The organism is Sorangium sp. So ce834, from assembly GCF_051521425.1.
Lineage (GTDB): Bacteria > Myxococcota_A > Polyangia > Polyangiales > Polyangiaceae > Sorangium > Sorangium cellulosum_D.
On the sequence record NZ_CP150351.1, the window covers coordinates 7,803,762 to 7,821,593 of the forward strand.

Here is a 17,832-nt window from a genome sequence, read left to right on the forward strand (position 1 = left end):
CCTACGCCCCGAGCCACCTGCGCTCGATCTCGAGCGTCGCCGCGTTGTCCGGCACGTTGCCCAGGAACCTCGCCCGCCACGCCGGATCCCCGATCTTCCTCGCCCGATCGAGCAAGCGCTCTCGCGCCGACGCGATCGCCATCATCGCCTCCCGCCGGTGGCCGCACGCCGAGAGCGCCTCGGCATGCGCGAGCCGCACCAGCGACTCGCCCACCTCGGCGCCCACCGCCTCGAGCAGGCAGAACGCCTCCGTCGTCGCCGCGAGCGCGTCCACCGCCTGCCCCGCGTCGAGCAGCGCCCGCCCGAGCACCGCGTACGCGAACGCGCGCAGCGGCGGCGCGCCGTACAGGATCGCCACCGCGGCGCGCGCCTCGCGCTCCGCGCCGCCGAGATCGCCGGACTGGAGCAGGATCCTCGCGAGGCACGTCCGCGCGGCGCCCTCCCGGCGCGCGTCGCCGAGCCCCTGCGACGTCGCGATCGCCTCCTCCGCCGTCCGCCGCGCCTCCTCGACGAGGTCGAGCCGCGCCAGCACCGGGCCGAGGCCAAGGAGCGCCCCGAGCCGCGCGTCGGGCAGCCCCATCCGCTCCGCGTCCGAAAGCGACGCGCGCAGCGCCGCCTCGGCGCCCTCGAAATCGCCGAGATCCGCGTGGCAGGAGCCGAGGTTGTTCCGCGCCCAGCAGGCGTTGCGCCGATCGCCCGCCTGCTCGAACGCCGCGAGCGCCGCCTCGAAGCCCGCGAAGCTGGCGCCCGGATCGCCGCCCGCCATCGCCCGGTACGCGCGCGCCTCGTGGAGCCGCGCCAGCACCTCGACCTCCAGATCGGTCTCCTCGGCGTCCTGCTCGATCGCGTCGAGCAGCTCGTCCGCGAGCTGGTACCGCCCGCCGAAGAGGAGCCGCCCGGCGCCCGCGCACAGGCACACGCTGCGCGCCGTCCGCGCCGAGCGCCGCGGCTCCGTGCTCTGCGCGACGCGCAGGAGGCGCTCGAGCTGGTCGTAGTTGCCGCGCTTCGAGGCCGCGAGGATCATCTGCGTCAGCGCGGAGAACCACGGCGCCGACCCGGGCGAGAGCCGCTCCAGCGCCTCCATCCCCCGCCGCTCCGCCAGCGCGAACTCGCCGCGCCAGAGGTGCGCCTCGGCCTGGCAGAGCCGCAGCGCCCCCGCCGTCGCCTTCGACGCGCCGCGCGCGATGCCGCGCTCCACCCGCTCGATCGCCGCGCCGAGATCGCTGCCGAGCAGCGCCTGCTCGGCCGCCCGCAGGGTCGCCGTCGCCGCCCGCGCCGGCTCGCCGCCGCGCTCGAAATGCTCGGCCAGCGCCATCGCGTCCGCCGCCCCCGTCCGCTCCAGCCACTCGCCGGCCAGCCGGTGGCCCAGGCGGCGATCGTGATCCGTCAGCATCCCGTACGCCGCCTCGCGCACGAGCGCGTGCCGGAACCGGTACTCGATCACCTCCGGCGCGCCCTCCACCGAGCGCCGGACGATGAGCTCCCGCGCCTCGAGCTCGGCCAGCAGCCGGTCGACCTCCGCCCGGCCCACCAGCGCGGCGACCCCGTTCCGCGAGAAGCGCTCGCCGAAGATCGCCCCGGCGCGCAGCGCCCGCCGCGCCCCGACGTCGAGCGCGTCGAGCTCCGCCTGCACCATCGAGAGCACCGTCTCCGGCAGGTCCTCGCCCTTGCCCGCCGCCGCGGCGCGGATCTGCTCCTCGAGGTAGAACGCGTTGCCGTCCGCGCGCTCCACCAGCGTCGCCACGAGCGCCGGGCTCTCGCCCTCGCCGAGCACCTGGCGCACCAGCCGCTCGCTCGATCGGCGCGAGATCCCCGCCAGGCGGAGCTTGTGCCCGCGCCGCTCGTCCCACAGCTTCGGGAAGAGCTCGTGCACCTCCGGGCGGCCGAGCCCCATCACCATGAAGGGCCGGTCCTTCAGGTTCCGGAGCGCGGCGTCGACCATCGTGAGCGTCGGCAGGTCGCCCCAGTGCAGGTCCTCGAGCACGAGCAGGACCGGGTGCACCGCGCACTCGGCGCGCAGGAAGTCCTCCCAGGCGAGGCGCAGCTGGTCGCCCATGAGCATCGGGTTCCGCCGCGCCGCACGGAGCTGGACGTCGTCGTCCGGGAACGGCGCGCCGACGAGCTCGCCGAGGAACGTCGCCACCCGCGCCGCGTCGAGCGACGCGTGCCGCTCGACCCGCGCCCGCACCTTGCGCCGCCGCTCCTCGACGGCGTCGGTCTCCGCGAGGCCGATCGCCCGCCGGAGCGCGTGCGCGAGCAGGCCGAACGACGAGCCGGCGCTCATCGGGTCCACCTGCCCGAGCCACACCTCGACCGGCTCGCCGTCCTCCCGGATCGCGCGGACGAGCTCGTGGCGGAGCCGCGATTTGCCGATGCCCGCCGGCCCGGTGACGAGCACGACGCTCGGGGTCGACTCCTCGACGCACCGGGCGAGCTCGTCCCGGATGAGCGACAGCTCGCGCTCGCGCCCGACGCACGACGTGGCCTTGCCGAGCAGCAGCGGCACCTCGTCCGGCTCCTCGCGCGCGCCGTGGAGCCACTGGCCGGCGTCGTCGGCGGTGATCTCGAAGCGCGCCCCGAGCAGCCCCGCCGTCACCTCGTCGATGCGGATCGCCGCCGCGCGGGGCGGGGCGCGGCGCTCGGGGAGCAGCTGGACGACGCGATCGATGAGGTCGCCGATCGGCATGCGCGAGGCGATCTCGGCCCTGCCCGTGACGACCGCGACCGGCGCGCCGCCGAGCAGCGCCTGCACGGCGAGCGCGCAGCGGGCCGCCCGGGCCGCGAGGTCGGTCGTCGCGCCGGCGCCGGCGAGCACGACGAGCGGCAGCCGCGCCTCGACGAGCTCGAGCTGGCCCCTGTAACGCGCCGCCATGGCCGAGAGCGCCTGGGCGCGCGCCTGCTCGTCGACCTCGGGGAGCGCCGCCTCGGCGGCGGGGGCGCGGCCGTCGCGCGCGAGCACGAGGCACATCACCTTGCGCTCGCCGGTCGTGAGCTCCGGCGGGCGGATGGAGCTGGCCGGCGGGCGGACCGAGATCGCCGCGGGATCCATGAGCGCGGCGAGCTCGGCCGCGACCGCGTTGCCGTCGCTCGGCCGCCCCTCGGGCGACTTCGACAGCATGCGCGTGACGAGCTCGTCGAGCGCCTCGGTCACGTCCTCGCGCAGCCACCGGAGCGACGGCGGCTCCTCGAGGAGCACCTTGACGAGCACCGCGAGCCCGCGCGCGCCGCGGAACGGGGCGCGCCCCGAGACGCACTTGTAGAGCACGCAGCCGAGCGCGAAGACGTCGGCGCGCGCGTCGACCTGGGCCTCGCCGCGCGCCTGCTCCGGCGCCATGTAGCCGGGGGTGCCGAGGATGGCGCCGGGCATGGTGAGCTGCTGGTCGATGCCGGACATCCGGACCACGCCGAAGTCGATGAGCGTGACGCGGTCGATCGCGCCGCCGACGAGGAGCAGGTTGCTCGGCTTGAGGTCGCGGTGGACGACGCCGAGCCGGTGCACGGACCCGAGGGTGGTCGCGACGCGCCGGGCGAGCTTGAGGCTCTCGTCCAGCGTGAACGCCTGCCGGGCGAGGCGCTGCGAGAGGGTCTCGCCGGTGAGCCACTCCATGGCGAGGTACGGGTGGCCGAGCTCGGTGACGCCGTGGGCGATGTACCGCACCACCCCCGGCACCCGGATCGTGGCGAGCGCCTGCGCCTCGCGCGCGAGGCGGCTCGAGTCCTGGGAGGCGGCGTTCTGGAGGACCTTGAGGGCGACCGTCTCGCCGGTCGCGAGGTCGTACGCGCGGAAGACGTGGCCCATCCCGCCGGCGCCCGCGAGCTCCACGATCTCGAACCGGCCGTCGATGACGTTTCCCGCTCGCATTGCCCCTGCCGCCGCTCCCCCGCGGATCGTCCGTCCTGTGTGGGAGCTACGCGAAGTTCATGAGAATGGCCAGCGGTTCGGGGGTGCTGGCCAGTCGCCGGAGCCGCGCGCCGCGAGGCCCCGCCTCCTCGATGCAATCACCGCCGATTACCGCGCTCCAGCACGCATCGTCGCCAGAGAGCGCGGGCACGGGCAACTCTACGGCGTAGAGGCCCCCGCGCGCCCCTGCCCTCGCGTCCGGCCGCGCCACGCCGCGCCCCGGCGCGCCCTGCCGCGCCCTGCCGTGACAGCGCGCCCGGCCGGCGGCGCTCGCCCCCCCTCGCCCACGCCACGATACTTTTTCGTCCAGGCGACCTCGAGCGCAGCGGCCGGGCGAGGCGGCGTGGCAGGTGTAGGCGCGGCCTCCTTTTCACCCCGCGACGCGCGCGGCGCTTCCTCTGTCGCGCCCGCGTGATAAATGAGCTTGTCTGGGGACTGGGGGGAGGCGACCGGAACGCGCTGGACCCCCTTTGTCAAGCGAAGGAGGCCGCTCTTGTCAATCGTGCCCGGAACCCTACTGCTCCAGCGCTACCGCGTGGTGCGTCATCTCCGCCGCGAAGGCCTCGGTGAAGTGTTCAGCGCCGAGGACGCGAGCGCTGGCCGCCGCGTCGCGGTGAAGGTGCTCGGCGAGCCTCCGGTGCGGCTGGACCCGGGGGGCGTGCTCAGCGCGCCGGAGCGCATGCCCCTGGAGGAGGCCGAAGCGCGCTTCCGGCGCGAGGCGGCGGCGTGCCAGCGGCTGCGGGGCCCGCACACGCTGCCGTCGATCGACGGCGGCAAGGACCCGGAGCACGGCCCCCTCCTCGTGTTCGAGCTGCGCGAGGGCGAGCTCCTCAGCGACCGCCTCGCCCGGCTGGGGCCGATCCCGTTCGCCGCCCTGCACCCGCTGGTCGAGCAGCTCTGGCTGGCGATCGCCGAGCTGCACGAGATTGGCATCATCCACCGCGACATCAGCTCCACGAACGTGCTCCTCGACCGGGGCCCGGACGGCGAGCGGCTGACGCTGCTGGATCTCGGCTCGTGCAAGCTCCCGCCCGCGCTCTCCGACGAGCCGGTGAGCTTGCCGGGCCGGTGTCTCGGCGACTTCAGGTTCGCGCCGCCGGAGCAGCTCGTGAAGGGCAAGACGGTGGATCACCGGGCCGACCTCTATGCGGCCATGACGGTGGTCTTTCAGGCGCTCACCGGCGAGCTCCCCTACGCCGCGCGCAACCTGATGATGCTCGCCGACCTGAAGACGAGGACACCGCCGCGCCGCCTCGGCAACCTCATGCCGCCGCCGGTCGACAAACATGTCGAGGTGTTCGTGAACCGGGGCCTCGCTCACAGCCCAGACCGCCGCTTCGCCAACATCGCCGAGGTGCTCGACGGCTGGCGGGGGCTGCGCCCCGCCACCTGAACGTCGCGGCGGCATCCGCGCCGCGCCCCGCCGCTCCAGGCTGGACACCCCGCAGGCGATCGCGCCGCGCTCCACGGCAACGCCCTCTCTGAGCAGGAAGGCGGCCCGCGGCGCCTCCTGCCTTCCCGCGCCCCTGCCGACTTCTCCCCGCGCCCCAGCGCGTGACCGCGCCCCACGGCGCCGGCTGAGCCCGGCCCTCCGACGGCGCGCCTGACCGGACGGCGGCCCCCTGCGCGCCCGCGCTCCGCTGCGCCTTCAGCGAGGCCGGCAGCGCAGAGGTCCGTCGCCCCGCGGCCCGCGGCGGCGCGCTCGTCGGGCCGCGCGGGCGCCGGCGACGTCTCACGCGCTGCCGCGGCGTTCCCGTGCGGGAGCTCCCGCCAGCGCTCCGTTCGACCAGCAGCCGCGGCCGACCATTACGATATCGCCCTCGGTTTTCTCATCATCTCTTCGAATCTGCCCTTCGCCGCACAGGCCGGTTGCCTCGCCGCGGCCGCGGCCGCGGCCACGCGACGCGCGACGCGCGCTCGCCGCGGGTGCTTTGCGCGATCGAGCCGCTTTATCCCTCAGCATCTTACGATTCTGCGCCGTGAATCGTCTCGAGATCAGTCCGGGCCTTATCGCCTAAGGTCCTGACGGGGAATACGCCTCTTCCGATGAGAAACCGCATCTCGCAGGATTGCAGAGCGTGAGCACGCATGTTAATCCGGGGTTCGCTCGCTCGTCGCCGCGCCCGCTCGCGCGGCGCCAGGGCAACCGGATCGACGTGCTGCTCTCGTTACCGAACCGGGCGACGTGGCCCAGCCTCGTCCAGCTCAGCGTGCCCGCCTGCCGCCTGGCCGCGCCCGTGAGGCCGGTTCCGGCCTCACGGGCGTCGTCGCGGTGTGTCTCGAGACCGGCCACTCCGGGCCGGCACGTCTTCCGGGATCTCTCAACCCTCGCCGCCACCACGTTATGACGACACCTACCTACCGCTATGTCTTCCTGGGACTCTCCATCACGTCTTCGTGGGGCAACGGCCACGCCACGATGTACAGAGCGCTCCTCCGGGCCCTCGCGTCGCGCGGCCACCACGTGCTCTTTCTGGAGCGGAACCTCTCCATCTACGATCAGCACCGCGACCTGCCCAACCCGCCTTACGGCGCGACCGAGCAGTACTCGAGCATTACCGAGCTCCGCGATCGATTCTCACGCGCGGTGCGCGAAGCCGATCTCGTGGTGGTCGGCTCCTTCGTCCCGGAAGGGGCCACCGTCGGGGCGTGGATCACGGAGGAGGCCCGCGGCAAGGCCGCGTTCTACGACCTCGACACGCCGGTCACGCTGGGCCGGCTCGCTCACGGGGACCACGCGTACCTCACGCCGGCGCTGATCCCGCGGTACGACCTCTACCTGTCGGCGACGGGCGGCCCGACGCTGGAGCGGCTGGAGCGCAGCCACGGCGCGGTGCGCGCGCGGGCCCTCTACTGTGCGGCCGACACCGACGTGTATTACCCGCAGCCGACGCCGATGCGCTGGGATCTCGGCTACCTCGGCACGTACAGCGACGACCGGCAGGCGGCGGTCGAGCGGCTCCTGCTCGAGCCCGCGCGGCGCATGCGCCGCGGGCGCTTCGCGGTGGCGGGCGCGCAATACCCGTCTTCGCTCGCGTGGCCCGAGAACGTCACCCGGACGGAGCACCTGCCGCCCGACGAGCACCGCATCTTCTACAACGCCCAGCGCTTCACGCTGAACCTGACCCGCCGGGCCATGGTCGAGTCCGGGTGGTCGCCGAGCGCGCGCCTGTTCGAGGCGGCCGCGTGCGGGACCCCGGTCCTGAGCGACACCTGGCCCGGGATCGAGACGTTCTTCCAGCCCGGCGAGGAGATCCTCCTCGTCCGCACGCCGGAGGACGTGCTCCGGAAGCTCCGGGAAATGAAGGAGGACAAGCGCCTCACCGTGGGCCAGCGGGCGCGGCAGCGCGTCTTCGCCGAGCACACGGCGATGCACCGGGCCGAGGCGCTCGAGCGCTACACCCGCGAGGCGCTCGAGGCCGCGAGCCGGACGCGGGCGCGCCGCGACCGCGACGGGCAGCTCGCCGCGGCGCACGCCGAGACGCAGAGCTGACCTGAGGCCGGCGCGGGCGCCCGCGCTCGGCGCTGGCGGCCGCGCCGCGCTCGTGCCCTTGCCGCTCGGGTCGGCGCGCAGTACGCCACGGTGGTGCGCTCCACCCCGCTTCACCCCGTCGCCCGCCTGCCCGAGGAATGGTCGACCTCGCTGGCTGCCCGCGGAGAGCGGGCGTTCACGGCGAAGCAGGTCTTCCACTGGATCCATCGCCGCGGCGTCCTGGATCCGGCGGCGATGACGAACCTCCCGGCGCGGCTGCGCGAGCACCTCGCCGCGGAGGGGCTCGGCGAGGTGCTGACGCCCGAGCGGGTCCACCGCTCCGAGGACGGCACGCGCAAGCTGCTCCTGCGCCTCCGCGACGGCGCGACGATCGAGACGGTCCTGCTCCCGTCGGTGTCGGGGCCCGGCTCGCCGGCGCAGCTCGACGCCGACGCGGCGGCGGCCGACGACGAGGACGACGACGCGGAGGCGGAGGCCGGCGCGGCGCCGCGCGTCCGCGTCACCCAGTGCATCTCCACGCAGGTCGGCTGCGCGATGGGGTGCGGGTTCTGCGCGAGCGGCGTGGCGGGGCTCAAGCGCCACCTCGGCGCCGAGGAGATCGCGGGCCAGGTGCTGCTCGGGCGCGCGATGCTCGAGGAGGGCGAGGACCTCCGCAACGTCGTCTACATGGGCATGGGCGAGCCGCTCCACAACTACGAGAACACCGCGCGCTCGCTGCGCCTGCTCACGCACCCGGAGGGGATCAACCTCTCGACGCGGCGGGTCACGGTGTCCACGTCGGGCCTCGTCCCGGAGATCGCGCGGCTCGGCGCGGATTTCGGCGGGCAGATCGCGCTGGCGATCTCGCTGCACGCCGCGGACGACGAGACCCGCTCGGCGCTGATGCCCATCAACCGCAAGTACCCGCTCGACGAGCTGCTCGCGGCGCTGCGCGCCTACCCGCTGCCGCGGCGCCGGCGCATCACCATCGAGTACACGCTCGTCGCCGGGCAGAACGACGACCCGGCCGAGGCGCGCCGGCTGGCGAAGCTCCTGCGCGGGCTCCCGGTGAAGATCAACCTCATCCCGATGAACCCGATCGAGGCCTCCTCGCTGGGCCCGCCGGCCCAGGAGCGCGTGGCCGCGTTCCAGGAGGTGCTCACCCAGGCGGGGTACTCGTGCTTCGTGCGCCGCCGGCGCGGCGACGACGTCTCGGCGGCCTGCGGCCAGCTCGTGCTGCTCGGGGCCAAGCCCAAGGTGCGGCGCGCGCTCGGCTGAGCGCGCGGGCGCGAGGCCCGCGCGCTCAGCCGAGCGGGCCCGGGCGCGCGCTCGCCAGGCGCCGCCGTACGACGCCGTCGGGCGGCGCATGGGGGGAGCGTCGGCCGCCGCGAGCGCCTTGACGCCCCGCCGCGCGGGGGCGTAGCTGTCGGCCGTGTTGAAGAAGATCCTCGTCGCCAACCGTGGAGAGATCGCCTGCCGCGTCCTCCGGACCTGCAAACGGCTCGGGATCGCGACGGTCGCCGTGTACTCGGACGCGGACGCGGGCGCGCCGCACGTCGCCATGGCCGACGAGGCGGTGCGCATCGGGCCGCCGCCGGTCAAGGACAGCTACCTGGTCATCCACGCGATCGTCGAGGCGGCCCGCGCGACGGGCGCCGACGGCATCCACCCCGGCTACGGGCTGCTCAGCGAGAACGAGGCGTTCGCCGCGGCGGTCCTCGACGCCGGCATCGCGTTCATCGGCCCGCCGCCCGCGGTGCTCCACGTCTTCGGCGACAAGATCCTCGCGCGCGAGCAGGCGCGCGGCGCCGACGTGTTCCCGCCGCCGGGCACGGGCGGCCCGGTCGACCCCGCCGATCTCGAGTCCGCCCAGCGCGCCGCCGAGAGCATCGGCTTCCCGCTCCTGGTCAAGGCCGCGGGCGGCGGCGGCGGCATCGGCATGCAGATCGTCGCCGAGCCGGGCAAGCTCGCCCGCGCCCTCACCGCGTGCTCGGATCGCGGCCGCTCCGCGTTCGGCGACCCGCGCGTGTACATGGAGCGGTACATCGAGCGCCCGCGCCACATCGAGGTGCAGGTGCTCTGCGACGGGAAGGGCGGCGCGGTCGCGCTCGGCGAGCGCGAGTGCAGCGCGCAACGCCGGCACCAGAAGATCGTCGAGGAGACCCCCTCCCCCGCCGCGTTCTTCCAGGGGGAGGCGGGCGAGGCCCGGCGGCGGTCGCTCCACGAGAGCGCCCTCCGGGTCGTGACCGGCGCCGGCTACGTCGGCGCCGGCACCGTCGAGTTCGTCGCGGCGGAGAGCGGCGAGCTCTACTTCCTCGAGGTCAACGCGCGGCTCCAGGTCGAGCACTGCGTCACCGAGATGTGCACCGGGCTCGACCTTGTCGAGCACCAGATCCGCATCGCCTCGGGCGAGCCGCTCGCGCCGGAGGTCCGGGACCACGCGTACCGCGGCCACGCGATCGAGGCGCGGCTCTACGCCGAGGATCCGGCGAAGAAGTTCGCGCCCCAGCCCGGGCGCATCGCCGCGCTCCGCTGGCCGGCCGCGGGCGACGACCTGCGGATCGAGACCGGCGTCGCCGAGGGGCTCGAGGTGACGCCGTTCTACGATCCGCTGCTCGCCAAGATCGTCGCCCACGGGCCGACGCGCGACGACGCGATCGCCCGCCTCGACCGGGCGCTCGCCGAGACGACGATCGAGCTCGCCGGCCCGGCGGGCCCCGCCGCGACGAACCTCGCGTTCCTCCGCCAGATCTTGGCGGACGCCGACTTTCGCGGCGGGCAGTACGACACGCGCTTCGCCGAGGCGCTCGCCGCCGGCAAGAAGGCCGGATAGCGCGCCGGCCCGGGCGGCCCCGGCGCGGCGCGCCGCGATCCGGCGCGCCGCGCGCCGCGCGCCGAATCGCGCGCGCCTGGTGCACACCTCGGCCGGCTTGAATTAAAGATGATGTCGTGAGCCACGACTTCGTCCTCGAGCCCGCCGAGCGCTGGCTCGCCCACGACCCCGATCCGGAGACCCAGAGCGAGCTGCGCCGGCTCATCGACGCGGCCAGGGCGGGCGAGGAAGGCGTCCGCGCCGAGCTCGCCGAGCGCTTCGCCGGCCCCCTGGAGTTCGGCACCGCCGGCATCCGGGGCGTCCTCGGCGCCGGCGAGAGCCGGATGAACCGCGGCGTCATCCTGCGGACGACCGCCGGGCTCGCCCGGTATCTCCTCGCCACGCTCGGCGACAAGGCGCGGAGCGCCGGCGTGGTCGTCGGCTACGACGCCCGCCGGAGGAGCCGCGAGTTCGCCGAGGACACCGCCTGCGCCCTCGCCGCCGCGGGCATCCCGAGCCACCTCTCGCCCGTCCCCTGCCCCACCCCGATCGCCGCGTTCGCGGTCGGCCACCTCGGCGCGGCGGCCGGCGTGATGGTGACCGCGAGCCACAACCCGCCCGAATACAACGGCTACAAGGTCTACTGGGACAACGCCGCACAGATCATCCCACCGCACGACACCGGCATCGCGACGGCGATCGACGCCGCGCCGCCGGCGGATCAGGTCCCGCGCATGCCCTTCGACGAGGCGCGGCAGAAGGGCCTCGTGCGCGACTTCCCCGAGGACCTCGAGGAGCGCTACCTCCGCGCGATCCTCGGCGCCTCGCCGCGGAGCGACGGCGATCGCGGCCTGCGCATCGTCTACACGCCGCTGCACGGGGTGGGCGACCGCCTCGTCCGCAAGGCGCTCGATCGGGCGGGCTTCACGCGCGTGACGAGCGTGCCCGAGCAGGCCGAGCCGGACGGCGCGTTCCCCACGGTCACGTTCCCGAACCCCGAGGAGAAGGGCGCCATGGACCTGGCGTTCGCCCTCGCGAAGAAGGAGGGCGCCGATCTGGTCCTCGCCAACGATCCGGACGTCGACCGGCTCGCCGTGGCGGTGCGGCGCCCGGACGGCGAGCTCGTGCAGCTCACGGGCAACCAGGTCGGCGTGCTGCTCGGCCATTACCTGCTCACCGAGGGGGGCGCCGGGGGCGCCGCGGACGAGCGCCGCCTCGTGCTGGCCTCGTGCGTCTCGACCCCGCTGCTCGGCGTGATCGCCGCGTCGCTCGGGGTGCATTACGAGGAGACGCTGACCGGGTTCAAGTGGATCGCCAACCGGGCGATGGATATCGAGCGCTCGACCGGCGCCCGCTTCGTGTTCGGCTTCGAGGAGGCGCTCGGCTACACGATCGGTTCGACCGTGCGCGACAAGGACGGCATCAGCGCCGCGGTGGCGCTCGCGGAGCTCGCGGCGGTGCGCAAGGCCGAGGGCAAGACGCTGCTCGACGAGCTCGAGGCGATCCACCGCAAGCACGGCCTCTACGTGAGCGGGCAGCGCTCCTACACGCTGCGCGGCGTCGACGGCGTCGAGAAGATCGCGGCGATCATGGCCGCGCTCCGGAAGAGCCCGCCGGCCGAGATCGGCGGCGTCCCCGTGGCGGCGTGGCGCGATTTCGAGGCGCGCACGCGCACCTCGGCCGACGGCCGGGCCGAGCCGCTCGTCCTGCCGCCGAGCAACGTGCTCGCGTACGAGCTCGACGGCGGCAGCCGGATCATCGCGCGCCCGAGCGGCACCGAGCCGAAGATCAAGTTCTACTTCGACGTGCGCGAGGAGGTCGCCGCCGGCGAGCCGCTGGCGGACGCCGAGGCCCGCGCCGCGGCGCGGCTCGACGCGCTGGCGAGGGCGTTCTCGGCCCTCGCCGGCGTCGGCTGACGGCCCCCGTCAGCCGCCTGGGCTTACGGGCTGACGGCCCCCGTCAGCCGCCGGGGCTGCGGAAGGCGGCGCGGCCGACGAAGAACGGGCCCATCTGGCTGATGAACTCCGCGGTCTGCCGGGTCTTCCGCATCGCCTGGACGATGTGGGAGAGCGGGTGGAGCTCCTTGCCGACGAGCCCGATCACGAACTCGTTGTCGCGGGCGTCGAGGCCGTGGCACGCGAGGCGGATGTCGTGCGCGAGGTCCTGCGCGCCGTAGGCGCGGCCGATGGTGCCGTGCTCGCGCAGGATGCTCCCCTGCTCGCGCCCGTCGAGCTTGGCGAACGTGCCGCTGCGGCGCAGCGGGTACCACACCGCCCACGGCCAGGCGGGGTTGAGGACGGTCTCGAACGGGCGCCGGAGCAGCCAGTAGTCGAGGTCCTGCTCGTAGCCGGTCGAGTACGTGCGCCCGAGCATCGTGAAGTCGGGGCGGAGCTCCAGCGCGCGGAGCTCGCCGCGGTTGAGCGCCGGCCGGACGGTCTGGACGAAGACGGCCGGGTCCTCGGCCCACGTGAGCACCGCGATCCCGCGCGGATCGCTGAGGTCCTCGTAGATGACCGCGCCCACGCGCTGGGAGGACAGCGCCTGGCCGGCCGCTGCGGTCAGCTCCGCCGGATCGGCGGCGCTGGGGCAGCGGAACACGAGCAGCTGCATGAACAGGCGGCGGTCGATGACCTGCGGCCGGCCGTCGCGCGGCGCCCCCCGCTCGGCGACGTCGATGTGCGGCAGCTCGGGCTCCGCGTGGCCGGCGGCGGGCCGGCCCGTCGTGGATTCGCTCATGGGCGTAGGCGTACCGAGGTTCGCGGAGGACGGCAACTGCGAGGCGCATCACCTCGGCCGCGGCGCGCGGGGCCTCCGCGGCGGGCCCGCGCCGTCGCTCGCCCCCGGGTCGCGGCCCGCTCGTCCGGACGCGCGCCCCCGCAGCGCCGCGGCGCACCGCCGGAGGGCGCGCCGGCGCCTGCCGCCGCACGAAGTCGCGTAATGCGCGTTACACATCTACCCACCTACGGATCCCGACGCGGCCTCCCTGAGGTATGGCGTGTCGGGTCGAAAGGAGAGCTGGACAACGACGTGATCTTGCCCTGGGCCGCGGCGGCCCGTGTCGCGCGCCTGCTCCCGCGTAATCATCTCTTGCCATCGAGCCCGACTCACGCTCCCCTGCAATGAACAACCACGACTCCTGGAGTTGCCCCGACGATGTGCTCCCGGGACGAGCTTCCCGCCCGAGACTGCACGCGCCGCGCCCGCGATGGGGCTCGGCGTCGCCGGGGCTTCCCGCCGTAGGTTCGCCGCGATGAAGACGTACGATACGAAGAGCAAATCCTCGATCCCCCCCGGCAAATGCAAAGGGACGTTGCTGGTCAACCTCCGGTCGTTCGTCACGACGAACCGCGACGCGGGGGCCTGGGAGCGGCTGGTGACCTCGCTGCCCAAGTCAGACCGGGACGTACTGAATCAGCCGCTGCTGGCGAGCAGCTGGTACCCGATCGGCGTCTGGAACCGGGCCCTGCGAACGCACGTGCGGACAGCGAACGACCAGGCCGCCGAGATCAAGCGGTTTGCCCGCTACGTCGCGGATCGCGACCTCAATACGGTGTTGAAGTTCGCGCTCTCGATCGCGATGCCCGACACGATCGTCGCCCGCACTGGAATGTTCTGGTCGCGCTACTTCGACGCCGGCAAGGTCTTCCCGCGGATGGTGAAGCCGCGGGAGTGGGTGCTGACCATCACGGGCCCCACCGGGGACGACGAGGGGCCCTCGGCGATGAACTGCGGAGACGGCGTCTGCGGCTGGGTCGAGCAGGCGCTGCTCTTGTGCGGCGCGTCCACCCCGAAGGTGACGCACCAGCGGTGCCGGTTCCGCGGGGCGACCGAATGCCTCTCCGAGGTGGTCTGGTGAACGACCTGCGGGGGCTCGGCCTTCGCTTCGTGCTTCGTCCCGCCGGCGCCCTCGTTTGTCTATTGACTTCTTCCTCCGCCCCGATCCAGACTGGTGCAGGCGGGACACATATGTACACGAAGCCTCTCATGGCGAGGTCATCGTGCTGGCTCGTTCGTCCAGTGAGCCTGGGCGTCAGCATCGTGCCCGCGCCGCGACTTGTCTCCTGACGGCCGCTGGCCGGTCAGCCTGAGGGGATGTGGTGGGGTGGAGACCGGCGGGCAGTCACGAGGGAGATTGACCCAGCAACCCTCCAGGTAATTTCATGCTCTCACCTCGCTCGCAGCGGCACAAGGAAGTCAAGGACAGCCTTAAGGCGACGCCGCATCCGGTCTGGGTCGAGGACATGCTCGAGTCCCTGGCCGATCAGTGGAAGGCGGCGGTTTATACGCCGCCGATTGCGCGGACGTTGACGGAGCCTGTCGACCACGAGACCTGGAGCGTGCTGATCCGGGAGTTCTTCTGTGTGGTCGAGGCGTTCCCGAAGTACATGGGGCTCAGCCTTGCCAAGACGACCTACGGCCAGACGCCGCGCGATTTCCTGGTGCGCGACTGGCTCATCGGCAACATCCGGGTCGAGGCGCTGCACGTGCGCTGGTACCTCGACTGGGCGGCGGGGCACGGCATCAGCGCCTCGGAGATCACGAGCCACCGTCCGACGCCGGAGGTCGCGTCGCTCTTCGAGTGGCTCTGGTCGGTGTCCTACCGCGGCTCGCTCGCGGAGGCGGTCGGCGCGGTCAATTATGCGATCGAGGGCATCACGGGCGAGTGGTCGCGCGTGGTGTTGCCGGCGTTCACGAAGCTCTACGGCGAGGGGAGCAAGTCGCTGACGTGGCTCGCGGCGCATGCGAACTACGACGACGCGCACCCGCGCGAGGCGCTGGAGATCGTGAAGCTCGCGACGACGTCGGCCGAGGAGATCCGCCGGGTGCATTCGAGCGTCGCGCGCTCGCTCGAGCTGTTCGAGCGCGCCCTGAAGGCCTGCAGCGTCCCGCACCGCGGCGGCAGCTGACGCCGTCCCCCCGCCGCTCCCCGCGCCCGCCCCGTCGCCGCCCTGCGCGGCTGCCCGACCTGCGGAGCCGGGGATTAAGAATTCTCCTGACAAGCCATCAGGAAACAAGGCATTCGCTGCACACTCCAGCTGCGCGACGGCAGCAGAAACCGTCAGAATTCCTGGCTCGCGGCGCTCCGAGGCACGGCAGAAACCGATCAGCTCACGCCGAGAAACGTCCCAGACGCCGAGAGCCCCAAGCGATCTTCTTCACCGTTCTTCACACTCGTCCAGCGCTGGAGCGCCCTTTCACCGCGCATCCCGCCGCGACCCCGCGCTCTCGCACGCGCCCCGCCGGCTCCCCTCCCCTCGCGACTTGGAACCCAGAGCGGGGCTCACCCGCTGCGGATACGGGCCCAGATCGGCGTTTTCGGCGCACAGGCGTACTCCAGTACGCCGAGCACCGAAAACGCCGAGATGGGCCCGTATCCGCAGCGGGTGAGCCCCGCTCTAGCGGCCGTAGACGGCTTTGCGGACCTTCTTCTTGAGGTCGTCGAGCACGAAGGGCTTCGTGATGTAGTGGCGCGCGCCGGCCTGGATGCCGGCGATGACGTCCATCGGATCCGACTTGGCGGTCAGGAAGATGATCGGCACCCGCCGCATCGAATCGTCCTCGCGGAGCCGCTTCGTCATGCTCACCCCGTCGAGCTTCGGCATCATGATGTCCACGATCACCAGATCCGGCCGCGGCTCCTGCTGGGCCAGCGCGAGACCGTCGACCCCGTTCGTCGCGATCACGGTGTCGAACTCGTCGCTGAGGAACCGGGCGATCATCGTCGCCGTGTCCTCCTCGTCCTCCACCACCAAGACTCTCTTTTTTGTCGAGGGCACCATTGGCGCCGGGAAAGATAGCGCGAAGCGGACGACGGGGGCCGTGTGCCGGGATTTTTTTCGAGGAGATTCAACGCTGAGCGATTTTCTTCATCGTCAGCGCAACCGCCGCGCGCGTCGGCGGCGCGCGGCGACGAGGGCGCGCTGCGACGCACCGCCCTGCCAGGAGCTGGGCTGTCCCGGGCGCGCCGCGCGACGCCGCGAGCGCCGCCGGCGCCAGCAGCGCTCTCGTCGCGCCCTCTGCGAAGCGGCTCGGGTCAGGCCGCGCCGGCCGCCGCGCGCTCGAGGAGCGACGAGAGGCGGTCGAGCGGCATCGGCTCCACGAACGTGCTGCCGATGTCGCGCATCAGCACCGTCCGGACCGACGAGCCGCGGCGCTTCTTGTCGAGCGACAGGAAGCGCAGCGCGGCGGAGACCGGCTCGTCCTCGAGCCGCGTGGGCAGCCCGAGCCGGGCGAGCAGGCGGACCACCCGGTCGGCCGCCGCGCGGTCGGTCACGCCGAGCGAGCAGCCGACGCGGAGCATCGCCACCATGCCGAGCGACACCGCCTCGCCGTGCGCCAGCCGGACGAACCCGCCCTCGGCCTCAAGCGCGTGCCCGAGCGTGTGGCCGAAGTTCAGGAGGGCGCGGTCGCCCGACTCGCGCTCGTCGCGGGCGACGATGGCCGCCTTCACGGCGATCGAGCGGCGGATGAGCTCGGCGAGGAGACCGGGGTCGCGCGCGAGGACGCGGTCGGCCTCGCGCTCGAGCAGCGCGTGCAGCTCCGGATCGGCGATGCAGGCCGACTTCACCACCTCGGCGAGCCCGCTCCGGAAGGCGCGGTCGGTCTCGGTCGCGAGCGCCGCCGGGCTCGCGACGACCGCCGACGGCTGGTGGAAGGTGCCGACGGCGTTCTTCGCGGGGCCGAGGTCGACCCCGGTCTTGCCGCCGACCGAGGCGTCGACCATCGAGAGGAGCGTGGTCGGCGCCGCGACCCAGCGGACGCCGCGCAGGAGCGTGGACGCGGCGAAGCCGCCGATGTCGGTCACCACGCCCCCGCCGTGCGCGAGCACCACCGCGTCGCGATCGGCGCCCGCGTCGATCATCGCCGTGAGCGCCGCCTCGACGGCGGCGAGCCGCTTGTGCTCCTCGCCGGGCGTGAGCACGGTGACCGCCGCGGCCGGCTTCGCGTGCGCCGCCAGCGCGTCGAGCAGCGGCGCGCCCCAGAGGCGGCTCACGTTCTCGTCCGTGACGACGAAGACCGACGACGGCGAGAGCGCGGCGACGGCGTCGGCCGCGGACGCCGCCCCGTCGGCGGCGATGCGCACGGCGTAGCTCTTGTCGCCGAGCGGCACGAAGAGCGGGCGATCCGCGTAGGCCCGGAGGACGCGCGCGGCGACGTCCTCCGGGGAGACGCCATCCGTCACGACGCGCGCGTGGGCCTCGGCGTAGACGGAGGCGCGCGCGGAGAGGAGCTCGCGGACGCGCGCCTCCCGATCCGGCGCGCCGTCGAGCAGCGGGCGGCCGCCGCTCGGCGTGCGCGCGGCGATCGTGCGCGGGGTCGCGCTGAGCGCGACGACGCAGCCGCGCTCGAGCGCCTCGAGGCGGAGCGCGGGATCGACCAGGGCGCCGCCGCCGAGGGCGATGACGCGCGGGCCGCGCGTGGCGAGGAGCCGGCGCAGGGCCGCCGCCTCGAGCGCGCGGAAGGCGGCCTCGCCGCGGGTGGCGAAGAGCGACGGGACGCCCTCGCCGGCCTCGGCCGCGATGGCGTCGTCGAGGTCGATGAACGGGAGTCCCGCGCGCGCGGCGGCGATGCGGCCCACGGTGGACTTGCCGGTCCCCATGAAGCCGGTGAGCAGGAGCGGAGGAGCGTCGGGGAGGAGTTCCATGG

The 17,832-nt window shown here is 73.8% G+C and carries 11 protein-coding genes; 7 read left to right on the forward strand and 4 right to left on the reverse strand.

Features of this window, described 5'->3' with window-relative positions; genetic code table 11:
- Position 1 precedes the first annotated feature (1 nt).
- On the reverse strand, positions 2-3,862 hold the full coding sequence (locus WMF20_RS28100) for a serine/threonine-protein kinase (protein ID WP_437605013.1): 3,861 nt from the start codon (positions 3,860-3,862) through the stop codon (positions 2-4).
- 541 nt (positions 3,863-4,403) lie between these two features.
- Here WMF20_RS28100 and WMF20_RS28105 point away from each other — a divergent pair.
- From WMF20_RS28105 to WMF20_RS28125, 5 genes are all read left to right on the forward strand, one after another.
- On the forward strand, positions 4,404-5,294 hold the full coding sequence (locus WMF20_RS28105) for a serine/threonine-protein kinase (protein WP_437605014.1): 891 nt from the start codon (positions 4,404-4,406) through the stop codon (positions 5,292-5,294).
- A 951-nt stretch (positions 5,295-6,245) separates the two neighbouring features.
- Positions 6,246-7,394, forward strand: coding sequence for a CgeB family protein (locus WMF20_RS28110; RefSeq protein ID WP_437605015.1), 1,149 nt, complete (start codon positions 6,246-6,248; stop codon positions 7,392-7,394).
- A 93-nt stretch (positions 7,395-7,487) separates the two neighbouring features.
- Positions 7,488-8,651 carry a 23S rRNA (adenine(2503)-C(2))-methyltransferase RlmN gene (rlmN, locus tag WMF20_RS28115; RefSeq protein WP_437605016.1) on the forward strand — a complete coding sequence of 388 codons (1,164 nt, stop codon included), beginning with the start codon at positions 7,488-7,490 and terminating at the stop codon, positions 8,649-8,651.
- Between the two features lie 154 nt (positions 8,652-8,805).
- Complete coding sequence (locus WMF20_RS28120) at positions 8,806-10,206, forward strand: acetyl-CoA carboxylase biotin carboxylase subunit (protein WP_437605018.1); 1,401 nt, start codon at positions 8,806-8,808, stop codon at positions 10,204-10,206.
- A gap of 116 nt (positions 10,207-10,322) precedes the next feature.
- Positions 10,323-12,101, forward strand: coding sequence for a phospho-sugar mutase (locus WMF20_RS28125; RefSeq protein WP_437605019.1), 1,779 nt, complete (start codon positions 10,323-10,325; stop codon positions 12,099-12,101).
- Between the two features lie 43 nt (positions 12,102-12,144).
- Here the strand turns inward: WMF20_RS28125 and WMF20_RS28130 are convergent, their stop codons facing one another.
- Complete coding sequence (locus WMF20_RS28130; RefSeq protein ID WP_437605020.1) at positions 12,145-12,921, reverse strand: chlorite dismutase family protein; 777 nt, start codon at positions 12,919-12,921, stop codon at positions 12,145-12,147.
- Positions 12,922-13,435: 514 nt separating this feature from the next.
- On the opposite strand from WMF20_RS28130, the gene WMF20_RS28135 reads away from it, so the two are divergent.
- Both WMF20_RS28135 and WMF20_RS28140 read left to right on the forward strand, forming a co-directional pair.
- Positions 13,436-14,041 carry a hypothetical protein gene (locus WMF20_RS28135; protein WP_237244180.1) on the forward strand — a complete coding sequence of 202 codons (606 nt, stop codon included), beginning with the start codon at positions 13,436-13,438 and terminating at the stop codon, positions 14,039-14,041.
- A gap of 304 nt (positions 14,042-14,345) precedes the next feature.
- Complete coding sequence (locus WMF20_RS28140) at positions 14,346-15,092, forward strand: TenA family transcriptional regulator (protein ID WP_129577341.1); 747 nt, start codon at positions 14,346-14,348, stop codon at positions 15,090-15,092.
- Positions 15,093-15,581: 489 nt separating this feature from the next.
- Here WMF20_RS28140 and WMF20_RS28145 read toward each other — a convergent pair whose 3' ends face one another.
- A complete protein-coding gene (locus WMF20_RS28145) occupies positions 15,582-15,935 on the reverse strand; it encodes a response regulator transcription factor (RefSeq protein ID WP_129577342.1) in 354 nt (117 codons plus the stop codon).
- A gap of 284 nt (positions 15,936-16,219) precedes the next feature.
- Positions 16,220-17,830, reverse strand: coding sequence for a 3-dehydroquinate synthase (aroB, locus tag WMF20_RS28150; RefSeq protein ID WP_437605021.1), 1,611 nt, complete (start codon positions 17,828-17,830; stop codon positions 16,220-16,222).
- Between the last annotated feature and the right edge of the window lie 2 nt (positions 17,831-17,832).

Bases quoted from the DNA above. Each gene is read 5' to 3' on its own strand.
- WMF20_RS28135 (WP_237244180.1), top strand. From the start codon at position 13,436: ATGAAGACGTACGATACGAAGAGCAAATCCTCGATCCCCCCCGGCAAA.
- WMF20_RS28130 (WP_437605020.1), bottom strand. From the start codon at position 12,921: ATGAGCGAATCCACGACGGGCCGGCCCGCCGCCGGCCACGCGGAGCCC.
- WMF20_RS28140 (WP_129577341.1), top strand. From the start codon at position 14,346: ATGCTCTCACCTCGCTCGCAGCGGCACAAGGAAGTCAAGGACAGCCTT.
- WMF20_RS28100 (WP_437605013.1), bottom strand. From the start codon at position 3,862: ATGCGAGCGGGAAACGTCATCGACGGCCGGTTCGAGATCGTGGAGCTC.
- WMF20_RS28110 (WP_437605015.1), top strand. From the start codon at position 6,246: ATGACGACACCTACCTACCGCTATGTCTTCCTGGGACTCTCCATCACG.
- aroB (WP_437605021.1), bottom strand. From the start codon at position 17,830: ATGGAACTCCTCCCCGACGCTCCTCCGCTCCTGCTCACCGGCTTCATG.